At 69.6% G+C, this 12,701-nt stretch carries 15 protein-coding genes; 1 reads left to right on the forward strand and 14 read right to left on the reverse strand.

Annotated features, from left to right (window positions below; genetic code table 11):
• Positions 1–40 precede the first annotated feature (40 nt).
• The 7 genes from JNUCC0626_RS49800 to JNUCC0626_RS49830 form a co-directional block, all read right to left on the reverse strand.
• On the reverse strand, positions 41–763 hold the full coding sequence (locus tag JNUCC0626_RS49800; protein WP_394622444.1) for a hypothetical protein: 723 nt from the start codon (positions 761–763) through the stop codon (positions 41–43).
• A complete protein-coding gene (locus tag JNUCC0626_RS49805; protein ID WP_394622445.1) occupies positions 756–1,745 on the reverse strand; it encodes a radical SAM protein in 990 nt (329 codons plus the stop codon). Before JNUCC0626_RS49805 ends, JNUCC0626_RS49800 begins: the two co-directional genes overlap by 8 nt.
• A gap of 165 nt (positions 1,746–1,910) precedes the next feature.
• Positions 1,911–2,120: an NUDIX hydrolase gene (locus JNUCC0626_RS49810; protein ID WP_394622446.1), complete on the reverse strand. Its 210-nt coding sequence runs from the start codon at positions 2,118–2,120 to the stop codon at positions 1,911–1,913.
• Positions 2,093–2,488, reverse strand: coding sequence for a hypothetical protein (locus tag JNUCC0626_RS49815; protein WP_394622447.1), 396 nt, complete (start codon positions 2,486–2,488; stop codon positions 2,093–2,095). The genes JNUCC0626_RS49810 and JNUCC0626_RS49815 overlap by 28 nt, the downstream gene beginning before the upstream one ends.
• Positions 2,489–2,530: 42 nt before the next feature.
• Complete coding sequence (locus JNUCC0626_RS49820) at positions 2,531–3,031, reverse strand: nucleoside 2-deoxyribosyltransferase domain-containing protein (protein ID WP_394622448.1); 501 nt, start codon at positions 3,029–3,031, stop codon at positions 2,531–2,533.
• Positions 3,028–3,399, reverse strand: a complete 372-nt coding sequence (locus JNUCC0626_RS49825; protein ID WP_394622449.1) for an HIT domain-containing protein — start codon at positions 3,397–3,399, stop codon at positions 3,028–3,030. Before JNUCC0626_RS49825 ends, JNUCC0626_RS49820 begins: the two co-directional genes overlap by 4 nt.
• Before the next feature lie 105 nt (positions 3,400–3,504).
• Entirely contained in the window at positions 3,505–4,320 is an 816-nt protein-coding gene (locus JNUCC0626_RS49830) for a hypothetical protein (protein WP_394622450.1), read from the reverse strand.
• 97 nt (positions 4,321–4,417) lie between these two features.
• On the opposite strand from JNUCC0626_RS49830, the gene JNUCC0626_RS49835 reads away from it, so the two are divergent.
• The gene (locus JNUCC0626_RS49835) at positions 4,418–5,296 is read left to right on the forward strand and encodes a hypothetical protein (RefSeq protein ID WP_394622451.1); all 879 of its coding nucleotides are present in this window, start codon (positions 4,418–4,420) and stop codon (positions 5,294–5,296) included.
• 16 nt (positions 5,297–5,312) lie between these two features.
• On the opposite strand, the gene JNUCC0626_RS49840 is transcribed toward JNUCC0626_RS49835, so the two are convergent.
• The 7 genes from JNUCC0626_RS49840 to JNUCC0626_RS49870 all read right to left on the reverse strand — a co-directional run bounded on the left by JNUCC0626_RS49840 (position 5,313) and on the right by JNUCC0626_RS49870 (position 12,700).
• The gene (locus JNUCC0626_RS49840; protein WP_394622452.1) at positions 5,313–5,714 is read right to left on the reverse strand and encodes a hypothetical protein; all 402 of its coding nucleotides are present in this window, start codon (positions 5,712–5,714) and stop codon (positions 5,313–5,315) included.
• Between the two features lie 4 nt (positions 5,715–5,718).
• On the reverse strand, positions 5,719–6,504 hold the full coding sequence (locus JNUCC0626_RS49845; protein ID WP_394622453.1) for a sigma-70 family RNA polymerase sigma factor: 786 nt from the start codon (positions 6,502–6,504) through the stop codon (positions 5,719–5,721).
• 149 nt (positions 6,505–6,653) lie between these two features.
• The gene (locus JNUCC0626_RS49850; protein ID WP_394622454.1) at positions 6,654–7,433 is read right to left on the reverse strand and encodes a hypothetical protein; all 780 of its coding nucleotides are present in this window, start codon (positions 7,431–7,433) and stop codon (positions 6,654–6,656) included.
• Entirely contained in the window at positions 7,426–9,348 is a 1,923-nt protein-coding gene (locus tag JNUCC0626_RS49855; protein WP_394622455.1) for a type IV secretory system conjugative DNA transfer family protein, read from the reverse strand. The genes JNUCC0626_RS49850 and JNUCC0626_RS49855 overlap by 8 nt, the downstream gene beginning before the upstream one ends.
• Positions 9,349–9,354: 6 nt before the next feature.
• Entirely contained in the window at positions 9,355–10,818 is a 1,464-nt protein-coding gene (locus tag JNUCC0626_RS49860; RefSeq protein WP_394622456.1) for an ATP/GTP-binding protein, read from the reverse strand.
• Complete coding sequence (locus JNUCC0626_RS49865; protein WP_394622457.1) at positions 10,818–11,201, reverse strand: WhiB family transcriptional regulator; 384 nt, start codon at positions 11,199–11,201, stop codon at positions 10,818–10,820. The genes JNUCC0626_RS49860 and JNUCC0626_RS49865 overlap by 1 nt, the downstream gene beginning before the upstream one ends.
• Positions 11,201–12,700: an SCO6880 family protein gene (locus JNUCC0626_RS49870; protein WP_394622458.1), complete on the reverse strand. Its 1,500-nt coding sequence runs from the start codon at positions 12,698–12,700 to the stop codon at positions 11,201–11,203. Before JNUCC0626_RS49870 ends, JNUCC0626_RS49865 begins: the two co-directional genes overlap by 1 nt.
• Between the last annotated feature and the right edge of the window lies 1 nt (position 12,701).

Genomic DNA, 12,701 nt, shown 5'->3' on the forward strand with positions numbered 1-12,701 from the left:
TGGCCCGGTTCATCTTGCTGCCGGGCCACCACCAGAGCTGTCAGGGGGCGCCCGCGTCGGACGGATCGTTGTCCAGCTGATCCAACTGGTCCCAGGCAGCGTCGGTGACGAGTTCGTCGAGGTCGACCGGCGCCGTCCAGTCGTACTTGCCGGCGGCGCGGGCCGCGATGAGGGCGATGGCCAGGGTGCGGGTGAGCGCCTGGCGGACGGTGGTCGAGGTGGTGGAGCCGTCGGGATCGGCGACCGTGGCGACCTTGAGCGCGGCGTGGTCGCAGGCTTCAGCCAGATCGGTCGTATCCGGTCGGCCGAGATCGTGTGCGGTGTCGAACATCCTGGCCAGGCCGCGGCCCTTGCTTGCGCGATCGGTCCACAGTTGCCGAACGGTGTCGACGCCCGGCAGTCGGCGTTCGGTGGCGAACGCGGCGAGCCGGGCGAGATCCGCGTCGAGCTTGTGCCCGGCGAGGACCTTGGCCTGCCTGCGGCAGGCCACCAGGATGTTGTCCAGCCGCTGCACGATGACGGTCGGCGGCTCCGGGTCCTGCCTGGTCAACACCTCGAACCCGAAGTTGAGCTGCCGTCCGTCCAGGGACAGGGTGCGGGTGCTGTCGGTGGTCAGATACACCGCACACGCCCAGATCGGCCGCTGCACGAAGTCGGCCCACCCGACCGCGATGGCGGCGGTCATCGGTCGGTTCTTGCCGAACGGGCGCTGCCCGGCACCGAACGGCGTGATCGGCCAGGCGAGGTTGGTGGTGCTACGCATGGCTGCCGCTGCGCGGGGTGGTGTGGATGCTCGCGCCCAGGTACTTGGCGACGTGGTTGCGCTTGAACCGGTAGCGGCCCCAGATCTCGGTGATCGGCTCCTCCAGCACGTTGCCCAGGGGCTCGAACAGGTCGGGAGCGTCGTAGACGGGCCAGGCGTTGGCCTTGCCGGTCGGCTCCACGCAGATCATGTGACCCTCGGTCTCCGGGGTCCAGGCGGTCAGGCGCAAGGCCGGCCGCCAGGCGTAGGTCGCGGCGAGGCCGACCAGCTCGTGGAACTTCGCCTCGGCCTCGGTGTTGCTGATGAACTCGTGCTCGTCGAGGTTGAGGGAGTTGCCCTTGCGCAGCGGCATGATGAGCTTCAACTTGCCCGCGTCGATGGTGTCGGCGATCTGGTAAGTGAACGGCAGGCCATGCAGGTCCGAGCGCAGTACCACGCAGGACAACGACAACGGCAGGCCGTGTTCCTGGAACACGCGGATGCCGGCCATGACCTTGTCGTAGTCGCCGCGGACCCGCTGGGTGATCGCTCGCGGGCCCTCCAAGCCGACGTTGACGTAGGCGACCTTGCCCACCATCCGCTTGGCGTGTTGCAACGCTCTGGTGGCGTTGGTCGGGATGCCCAGGATGAAGTCCTCGGAGTACATGTCGACGATGTCGCCGAAGTCCCTGCGCATCAACGGTTCCCCACCGGAGAGGAACACCCGCTGTACTCCGGCGAGGTTGGTGCGCATCGTGTCGAGCTGGCCGAGTGTGGGGTCGGGCAGTTGCAGGATCTCCGAGCAGAAGTTGCAGTCGAAGTCGCAGCGCTTGGTCACCTGCAGGATGACCGAGAGCGGCGCGGTGAGCTGGTCGGCCAGTTCGGCGGCCGACGTCTCGCCGGTCAGCCGGAAGTGGTGTCCGTCGGTGAAGACCACCGAGCGGGACTGTGCACGGGCCTGGGGCAAGGAGGTGGGCAAAGTGGGCATACCAAGGTCGGTCACGAGACCTCTTTCCTGATGCCGGAGCAGGACGCGGAGGTCCGCAGCACTTGGGTCACGGCGAGCTTCCGCGCAGGACCAGTAAACGTTACTAAGTAACGGTTACTACCTCAATACGGTGTTCGGGTACCTCTTCTGCTCTGTTGGGGGAACCAGGCAAAGTCCCCATCACCGCAAGAGCTCGCGTCTCACTGCCGCGACCGCCGACTCGCCGTCCTCCATGACCCCGCCGAGGGTGGTCCAGTACACCGGCTGACGCGGCGTCGTCCGTTCGATCAGCACCAAGCGCTGCTGCTCGTCGACCAGCAGCGCTCGCGCCGAACGGCGTACGGCCGGGGGCACGGACGCTTTCAGGTTCTGGTGGGTTTCTCGGCCCACGTCACCAGATTCCGCACCGCGTGCGCGTAAGCGCGCTGTAGTGCCTGGCCGGTGACGGCGGCCAGCTCGTCCCAGGTCACCGAGGTCGCTTCGCGGAGGGAAGCGTGCTCCCATGCGGCCGTGATCAGCACGAACTCGCTCATCCGGTGATAAGACTTCGGCGGGACGAGGTAACCGGCGGTGTTGGCGATGCTGGTTTCACGCAGGCTCGGGTCGTTCCATCCTCCGCGTTGATGTGTCCAGATCACCTTTTCGCGGACGTCGTCGAGGATGCCTTCGCGTTGCGTGCCGGGCCGTACGTTCAGCTCGAGGATCTCGTCCAGTTCACCGATCGAGAGGCTGTGGAGCGCGGAGATGTTCAGCGCCATGTCGGTCGTACCTCTCCGTGACGAGTCGAGTGCGTCTTCACCCTAGTGACGTGCGTGACCGGGGGTGATGACGACGTCAGCAAGCAGGCTCAGCGCAGCGTCGACCGTCGCCTTCAACGTCGTGGCGACGGGCACGCCGTACCGGCCGGCGTCGTGGAGCAGGTAGCGGTTGCGGCGGGCGTCCGGTGCCTCTGGCGGACAACCGAGCACCACGCGCCCCGACCTGCAGTACTTGCCCCACTCGATGTTCGTGGTGAAGCCGGGCAGGTGCTTCAGGCACCGAGGAATCCAGAACAGGATGACGGTCGCGGACTCCAGTGCCTCGTGTTCCCAGTCGACCTGGTCCTCGTAGCGGTCCGCGCGCACACCGCCTCGCGACTCTGGGGTCAGCACGGTCAGCGGGCTTGTTGACTGCGCGCGGAGCTCGTTGACCGCCGCCGGCCGCCACGACTCGACCCCGGAACCGGCGTTCGCTGACGGTCCCGCGAGGAACACGGATGGTCCGGCGGGGAGGGGCTCGCGCGCCCACACGACGGTGATCACGCGGCCTCCTGCAGCGGCTGCGGCCACGGCATGAGCAGCCGGTCTCCCAGCCGCCTGCGAAGCACGTGCTCGTGGATGTGCTTGACGGTCTGACCGCCGATCCTGCCGACGTTGTAGATCAAGTTCGCGTCGGTCCAGCCCAGTTCGGCCGCCAGCTGGGCGCCGCGCGTCGACACCATGCCGGTGACTACCGGGTCCTCGATCGCCGTGGCGACGTGGACGCGGGGGAGGACGAGGACGTGGTCACCGCGCTCGCCGACGCCCGTGCGCGGCAGGATCGCGAGGGCGTCAGCCCACTCCCGCACGAGCGTGGCCGGAAGCTCGCCGGCGACGATTGCGCAGAACACGCAGTTCACAGTGGTCTTCATGTGATCCAGTTCAGCGTCTACTTCCCTTGTGCGACAGGTGTTTCCCGTTGCCCATCGAAGGTGGGCAACGGGAACCTTGCGCATCGAGAGGTAGGCGACGCCGGATCACACCCGCTGTGCTGCTGGGACCAAACGGAGTCGAGCGCCGGAGCGGACAAGCTCCTCAGCGTGCCGTTCATGGGCGATGCCTTGTTCCGCGAACACCTCGGGTGCCCATCGCAGTTCGCCGGCGTCAGCCGGTGCCGCACGCAGCACGCGCATCCCCAGCTCCCATCGACGGGCATCACCCAGTTCGTCCCACGCGTGCTCGACCGCGAGTTCCGCATCCAGGTCCGTCTCGGCGTCGGCGGGCACCGCGGCCGCTTCGGGCCAGATCCCGGCCTTCACCACTCGCTGCCGGTCCGGGAAGTCGTTGTAGAAGCTCGTAACAACCGGTTTGTCGTCGCGCTCGCGAAGCAGGTCGATCACCGCGTCCCACCCCAGGCCGGGACGTGCGAGTCCGGCGCCCAGCGCGTCCTGGTACCTGTCGGCCAGCCACGCGCGGTCCGGGCCGTCCACCCATCCGTGCTCCTCGCAGCCGTAGTGCAGCCAGATCAACGCCTGGCTGGCGGGCAGGGCCGCGATCGTGGTGTTGGCCATCAGGCCGGTCATGCTCAGCGTCTGCGCGCCCGCCGCGTCGTGGGCTTCCAGTTCTTCCTCGTGGTCGAACACGAGGTTGAGGATGCGGAGCTTGTCGAGGTCCAACCCCTCGACCGGGGCGGCGCCGTTGAGGCGCAGGACCTGGCGCAGCGACGCCATGTGGGGCTGGCGGAGCGTCGTGCGGAACGTGTCGCGCACCAGGCCGTCGATGTGGGCGCGTTCGGCACCGTTGAGCACCACCGGGTCCGGTCGGGTCGGGGTGTGGAAGTAAATGCCGCTCAAAGCAGGTCTCCTTGCCGGGTGAGGGGGCTGATCATGGGGCTGCGATAGTGGTCACGGTGCGCCGCAAACGGTCGCACGCTGTCACGAAGGTGGTTCGATGAACCCTCCGGCCTGGGCCAAGGACGCCCAAGCGCTCATGGACCTCGCCGTGGAGACCGACTGGTCGGCCCAGGGCGCGATGCGCGAGATAAACGGCCGGATCTTGGCTTTTTGGCAGGAGCACGGGGACACGAACCTGCTCCGCACGATGTGCGAGTGGGCCGAAGACGCCCGGCACCACACTGGCTACGAGCCGAGGGACGGTGCCGCCAAGCCGTCCTTTGAGCCGCACGACGCGAACGGTGATCCGGTTCCGCTCGATGCTGTGCCAGCAGGCCAGTTGTGGGCCGCACGGTTCGTTGCGGCCTGGTTCGGCAAGGACGTCGCCGAGCAGCAGGGCCTGGTCGATGCGCTGCGCTCGCAGTTCACGAACGAGGACTACAGCGCGGCGATCCTGCACACCCTGCGCTTGACCTCGGAGATGGTGCGTACCGGACAGGGTGTCCGGGATCGCCCAGCCCCGGAACCGGCGTGGGCGTCGCAGGCTGATGCCTTGTTCGACGCGGCCGTCGCGGATCGCTGGCGCGGCGGCGATGGCGTGATGTCGTTGCTCGAGCGGTTCGCGGCCGAGCATGGCACGCCGGCGGTCATCGGCGCGATGAAGGGCTGGTGCCGCCGCGTCCACCACCTGGTCGCCGCCGACCACGTGGGGAAACCGGCGTTCCCGGGCTGGACGTCCGAAGCCGGAGAGGAACTCACCGCGGACGATGTGCCCGCCGGGCCTCGGTGGGCGGGCAGGTTCGTGGCGGCGATGTGGAACGACGACGGTGAGCAGGCGCGGGCACTGCTGGCGTCGATCCGCACCAGCGAGCAGCTGACCGTGAACGTGATCGAGACGCTCAAGGCCACCTCCGGCCTGGTACCCGGCCGTTCCTGATCGGCTGCGCGGATCGTCACCGCTCACCGAAACCCCTGATCCGGTGAAGGTTGCTCAGGAGACGGTCCCGGAACGCGATGTCCTGCGGATCGCTCAACACCGACGACTTCACCGTCTGCTCGTCACGGGGCGTCGGGGTCCGGGTCTCCTCCGGCCGGCCGGGGACCGCGGCCATGACTTGCGTGGCCTCCTCGGCGGGCACCACGGGCAGGACCTGGGTGTCTGCCGTCGCAGTGGCGGCGTCGATGTCCTTGGTGGGCCACTCGCTCTCCGGCGTCTGCGGCTGGTCCGCGGGCGTGGCCGCGGTGAACCAACTCGACCCGCCCTGCGGTGCTGGAGTCGACGACGGTTGGGTACGCCGGTACGCCTGCGGCGGTAGGTGTGTGCCGTGTCTGCGCTGAGGCAGGGACGCGGACATGCTGCTACGCCGGTATGCCGACGTTGAGCTCACCGAGTTGGGAGAGGTGCCGCGTGCATCGGCCGCAGGTGTCGAGATGGCTCTCGACCTTCGTCCTGTCGCGGTTGCTCAGACCGCCGCGCAGGTAGGCGGCAAGCTTCTCGGCGGTGGCGTGGCAGCCTTGGGAGACGTGCGCGGCCAGCTGCGCTTGGAGGTAGGCGGTGCGCAGCCCGATGCGGGCGCGGTAGGAGAGCGCGGAGACCGCGTTCGCCTTCAGGCCGAGCAGGGGCGCGACCTCGGCGGGGGAGAGACCTTCGATCTCGGTGTGCCACAGGACGGCCTGCCAGCGCTCGGGCAGCATGGCGAAGGCCTTCGCCGCAAGCGAGCGGTCGAGTCCGGCGATGGCCGTGTCGGTGAAGGGCACGCTGAGGGCAGCCGGGGCGACGTCGGCGACGTCCTCGACGAGGTCGATCTTCTTGGACCTGCGGGTCCGGTCGTAGGCGGTGTGCCGCAAGGCGGTGAGCAGGTAGGCGCGGAACGCCTTGTCCGGGCCTCGGCCGTCGCGCAGCGCGTCGAGCACCTTGGCGAACGCCTCGGACACCAGCTCCTCGGCGTCGGCCTGGTGCCGGGACAGTTGGCGTGCCAGGTTGTTGGCCGCTGCCAGATGCCGCTGGAAGAGCGCTCCGTACGCCGCTAGCCGTCCTTTGCGGACCGCGTCCATCAGTTCGGCGTCGGAGCGGGCATCATCAAGCACGAGCAAGGACGGCCCTGCCGGGTCGTTGGGCTCTTGACCTGCCGCATTGCCGCTCACGACCTACCCCATCCCGTCGGCGCGAGAGCCGGGACGACCGACTCCTCGCTACGTCAGTAACGTTCACAACGTAACGTTACTGAACGGGTTTATGAAGGTCAGGGCGTTGGCTTCCCCCGTTTGCCGTACTCCTGTCCCCGGTCGGACGATCACGCCGCGGTGCCATTCGGCCGCTCGTCGACGGGCGGTGACGGCCGCGGTTCAGGCTTGCTCGTGGGCCACGGCAGGTCCTTGGACCGCTTCGGCGGACGCAGCGCCAGCTCGGCTTCGACGAAGGCGTCGAACTCCTCGTCGGTGCCGGTCTGCCTGGCGGTCGGCTCGACGTGCGTGCGACGTTCCTTGCACTCGCGCCAGTCGGCGTAGCTGGCCAAGCGGTGCAGCATCGGCCACAGCCACCGGTCGCGCCACGCGGTCATCGCCGTCGACGGGCGGTTGCCCGAGCAGTACGCCTCCCGCCAGGCGGCGTAGAGGTCGGAGAGCTCGTCGACGGCCACGGTGTGCCGGTACCAGCACGGCGGGATGCTGACCTCGCTGGCCAGCGGGTAGCGGCGGATGAGGTAGTCGACGAACCAGCGCGTCTCCTGCCACAGCTGCTTCGCCTCGTCGCGGGTGAGGAACTCCCAGGCCCACCGATTCGGGCGAGCCATGTCGACCTTCTCGGTCAGGCTCTCCTCCAGGAGCTTGAACGCCTCGTCCAGCGCCGCCAGCTCGCCTGCCTGCCCGGTGACCCGGCCATCCAGCTCGTCGACTTGACCGCCGAGCTCGTCCAGCCGCCAGGTGTGCTGCTCGCTGGTGACGGCCAGCTCAGTGACGACTTCCGGCAGCATCTCCTCGTCGAGAATTGGCACCTCCTCCTGAGGTACCTCTTCCGGAACGTCCGACCCGGCGTGCTGTTCCTCCTCGGCCGGTCCGGTCTCCTGCTCATCCATGACCGGCACCTCCTGAGGCCGGGTCGACGTCGTCGGGCTCGGTGTCGACGGGCTCGACGGGCATCCGTCCTCCACTCGCCGCGACCAGCTGCCGGGTCTCGGTGCGGGAGCGTTGCACCCGCTCCTGCAGGTCAGGGGTCTCCCACCAACCCGGAAGGTCCACCACGGCGCCGGGCAGGTTGCGGTAGAACAGCAGCGCCTCGCCGTCGGACAGCTCACGGATCCGGTTGCCGGTCAGAGCGCGCTGCATGCGCTGGGAGACGGTCACCTGGCTGCGGTCCGGGCCGCTGGAGATGCTCGCCTGGTCGATGGCTCGCTCGGGCAGCAGCCGCGACATCTCCTCGAGGTCGCGGGAGTTGGACAGGCCACCGAGGATCAGCTTGATCGAAGCGTTGTCCCAGATCTCGGTCGCCTGTTCCGGGCCCCAGCGCTGCCGCAGCTGCGAGAGCGACTGCACGTAGACATAGAGCTGGATCCCGCGTCCGCCGGAATCGGCCATGAGGCTGGCCAAGTCGTCGAGCGGGGTGACATTCGCGGCCTCGTCCAGAACCGCGCGCAGGGGCGGGTCCAGGCGCAGGTCCCCGGCCGCGGGCGCCGCCAGCTGCTCGGCGGTCGGATGCTGGGAGAGCACATCGGCCCTGTGCAGGATCTCCTTGGCCAGCGCGTTCACGATCGGCGCCGCGCTGTTCTTGCGGCCGCGGCTGACCAGGTAGAGCGTGTCGCAGCCGCCGCGGATGAACGCGTCGATGTCCAACTGCTCGTCGTCGGGTCCAGGGCTGCACGCTGCGCGGGTGGCCGGCGAGGCCAGCGGCCGCAGCAGCAGCGCCAGCGTCGAGTAGATCGCCCCGGCGCCGGAGGAGTCGTTGTTGGACGCCGCGCTGTCGAGGATCTTGCGCAGTTCGGCAGCGACACCGAACGCGGCGCGGGTGTCGGTATCGAGGATCTCCGCCGGTTTGCGGGACTGGGTGTTGGTCCACAGCCGCAGCTCGTCGACGCCCACGTCCGCCAGCGCGGCCGCGTGCAGCAGCGCCGCCATGACGCCCTCGGCCTGGCCGCCGAAATAGCCGGAGCCCTTGGTGTCCCCGAGCGGCCGGGCCGAGCAGATCGCGATGGCCCGGCGCAGCGCGACGTCGTAGTCCTCGCAGCCGACGATGGGCGACCACCGCAGTCGCCGCGTCCACGGTGTGCGGCCTTCGGGGTCGAACACCATGATCCGGCCCCGGCGGCCGCGTTCCATCATGGTCAGTTCCAGCAGGTCGAACCGGGTACTGGTGGCCATCACCGCGCCCGGCGCGCGAACGACGTCGGCGACGGCCTGGCGGCCGGTCTTGCCCATGCGGACCGGGGCGAGGACGAGCTTGGAATCCTCGTGCGTGGCGAACAGCGGGGAGCCGGTGCCGCGCTGCAAGGCGAACCGCGCCCCGGCTTCGTCGGGGTCGACGTGCCGTTCCTCAGCCAGCGACGGCCGTAGCCGGACTGCGCCCTTGGCCACCGCCTTCTGCCCCAGCCGCGCGTCCAGGACGTGCGCCTGAGCCAGCCCGGAGCGCTTCTCGGCCTTGCGCAGTCGCACCCGCCGCCGCCACGCGGAAACCCACGCCCACAGCGCCGTTTCCGCCAGAGCGACGACCACGACCAGCACGTAAGTCAACGCGGCAGGGCCCGGCCGCGGATCACCCGGCCACGCGGCGGCCGGGTCACCGGGGGAGGAGATCCACCTGCTCACGATCGAGGGCAGCGCGCGGAACTCCGGCCACGCCCAGCCGCTGCCCGCCAGCGCCCCCGACAGCGCCGCGCCGAGCAGGCCGGCGACCAGGATGCTGATCGCCAAGGCGGCCAGCATCGGGTAGAAGATGCCGACCATCGGTCGGGTCGGGGAGTGCGGCTGGGACTGATCCTGCTGTTCAGGGGCGGTCACGGCTGCTCACCCCCGGACCCCGGTGAGCGCGCTGTCGGTGTCGGTCAGCGCGATCTCGCTGGGCGAGCGTTCGTGCCGCAGCAGGATCGGGTCCCGGCTGCCGACCTTGAGCAGGCACGTGCCCTGTTCCAGCGCCATGATCGTTTCCTCGGTCCCGGCCGGGAGGTTGTAGAGCTCGACGCACGCCTCGGCGTCGTCCTGGCTTCCCTGGCCGTAGATGAAGACGGTCTCCGCCTCCTGCAACAACGACCGCGCCGGGCTGTCGATCGGCAGGTCGGACACGTGGTGGAACCCGGCCACCGTGGCGAGCCCTAACCCACGGCTGAGCTTGGTGTTGCGCTTGAAGATCTCGCCGACCGAGCCCTCCGCGACGTGCCAGCCCTCCTCGACCACGTTCACCGTCTGCTGGGCCCGCTCGGACCTGCGGGCCAGCATGTTGAACTGCCAGGTGTTGATCAACACCATCACCACGCGCAGCGCCGGGCCGTCGACCGGCAACCCCGAGATGTCGAAGTGCGTGAACCCGCTCGGGTGGTCCAGGTGCACCTCAGGCGAGGTCTCGCCGTCGACCAGGCCCGCCAGGTCCTCTTCGAGGAACCGCTCGAGCGCGAACGCCGGATCGAGACCCCACTCCTGCAACTCGCCAGAAGTCCTGTTCAGAGCCTCGGCGTCCTCGTCCGCCGGATGCAGCAGGTGGTGCACGACGTCGCCGATCACCGGCACCCGGTCGCGTTCGCGGGCACCGCGGGTGGCCGACATCAGCGCCATCCGCAGCGCCTTGCCTTCCCGCTCGGTGACCGGCCGCCCTAGAGCCTCGGCGAGCACCGCGCGCAGCAGCATCATCTGGCCGGTCGGCCGCCCGAGGGCGCTGAGGTCCGCGCCGGCGTCGTCGACCTGGTCCCCGCCCAGCGCGATGACCGGGTCCAAGAGGTTGAGCCTGGACCCGGTGCCGTCGGTGGTGAACCGGATCGACGGCGCTCCCAGGAACCTGGCCAGGGCGGTGTACTCGCCGAGACCGGACTGGAGCTTTTTGTCCAGCACGACCACGCGCCTGTCCTGCAACAGCAACTGCCGGGTGCACGCCCACGTCTTGAGCAGCGAACTCTTGCCCTTGCCGACGTCGCCGATCACGGCCGCGTTCACCGAGGAGATCTTCTTGTCCTCGTAGGCGATGAACGGGTCGTGCGTGACCAGCTGACCGCTGAGCAGGTCGGTGCCGACGATGAGCCCGCGGTAGGACGTGGGCGGGGAGCTGAGCGCGAGGTTGAGCGCCTCGGCCTGCCGGGTCGTGGTGTGCATCGGGTCGATGCGCGGCTCGTACCAGCCGGTCTTGTCCAGCCACCGGCGCCGACGCGGCGGCGGCAGGAATGTCGGCTCGCGCGGCGGGGCAGCCGGTTCCGGCGGCCGCCAGCCCACTGTCGGCGCTGCGGGGCGCCGGGCGGGGGCGCGGTGGCTCGGTCGCAACGACATCACGCGACCTCCTGTTCAACCGGGTCCTCGACGAGCACCGCATCCTGCTTCTGCTCGCGCCACAACCGCGCCAGCACCTGAAAGTCCGGTTGGGCGACCCCGCCCCAACTGCCGTATGTCTCGCCGCGCAGCAACGCGCTGGCCAGGCACTCCTGCCTGACCGGACAGCCCCGGCAGAGGCCTTCGACGCGGTCGCGCTCGACCGCCAGGGCTTCCCGCGAGAACCGCATGCCGTCAGGCGGGAAGAACGCCTCGGGGTCGGCGTCGCGGCACCGACGGCCCTCGGCCGCCTCGACCAGCGCGTGCAGCTCTCGCGCGTCCTCACCGGTGAACCGGCTGATCGAAGCCAGCCGGCGGTGGTGGAAGGGCATCGGCTTGCGCATCACGCCACCGCCATTCCGCGCGCGAGCGGATAGGTCGCCAACACCGCGGCGTCGTGCCAGGTGTCCTGCCAGTCCAAATCGGTCAGCGCGCTCTGTGCGGCCTCGTTCGCCACGCGCATACAGGCCCGCCGCAGTTCGGCCGGATCGGCGGCGGTGACCGAGATCGCCATCGACCAGTCCACGCCCTGATGCCCGGAACCGGGCGCGAGGTCCCGCAGCCGCCGCCGCGACGCCGAGAGCATGACCTCGTCGGTGCCGTCGTCGACCCGGCCCTTCTCCGCGTCACCGACCAGCGACGCGCCGTCCTGCGCGACGTCGGCGACGGCCTTGGCGCGCGCGACCTTGTCCGGCACGAACTCCATCCGGACCGACAGCGTCCTGATCACCGAGGGGTTGACCTTCGTCAGCAGCGGCGCGAGCCAGCGCGGCCCCAACGGTGCCGGAGCGATCCCCTCGCGCGGCAGGATCGCGGTGCGCGTGTGCCAGGTGTCGTTGACGACCAAGCGGTCCCGCTCGGTCGTGTAGGACTGCCAGCAGTTGCTCCACCGCACGCCCTCGTGCTGGTCGATCGGCCACCGCGGGTCTTGCAGCGACCGCAGCACCGCGCAGGTTCGCTGCTCGCCCAGCACCTGCGGCCGGGTCAGCTCGGCCCGCGCGGCAAGGTCGGCCATCCGCGCGAGTTCTTCGCGCACCAGGCCCGCCCAGCCGGCGACGCCCTCGCCATAGGACTGGCTCTCCTCGTAGAACTCCGGCGTCAGCGGGATCCGCGCGACCAGGTAGTTGCGGTGCTGCTCGGCGGCGTGCGCGGTGAGGTCGACGAGCTCCTCGTAGGAGGCGATCAGCGCGTCCAGCCCCGGTCGTTGCGAGACCCGTTCGGCGATGAACCCGCGGTGCATCACCGGGTCGTGCGGCACGATCCGGTTGATCTGCTGCAGTCCGCGGATGAAGCTGCCCGCCTTGGCCAGCTGTGCGAGCAGCACGCCGTAGCGGATGGACACCGACTCGTACGCGCGGTCGGTGCGCAGCCCGGAGGCTTGGCCTTGGACCTCCATCAGCACGCTGAGGTACTGCTGCTCACCCGGGTTGTGGTGGCGCAGGATGAACAGCTGCTCCCATCCGGTGCCGGACAGGTCCAGCGGCTCGACCCGGCCCAGCGGAGTCGGCAGTTCCCACAACGGGCCGGCGAGGTCGTCGGGGTCGCTCTGATGGGCCTGCGCCGGGCTGATGAACACGGTGTGCCCGCGGCGCCGACGTCGCCGCCAGCGCACCGCCCACACCCAGCTCTCCGCGATGGACCTGCGTCGCGACCACGGGTTGACCACGAGATAGGTGCCGCCGAGCACCGCGAACCCGCTGATCGCCCCGGACATGCCGCCGACGGCGATCCACAGCAGGAACGCGAGCATGACGGCCACACCGAGCGCGACGTAGGCGGGCTTGCTCAGCGAACCGAACAGCCCGCGCCGGCCGATCTCGCCACCGAGAACAGCGATCCTCATC

The organism is Lentzea sp. JNUCC 0626, assembly GCF_043632865.1.
Lineage (GTDB): Bacteria > Actinomycetota > Actinomycetes > Mycobacteriales > Pseudonocardiaceae > Lentzea.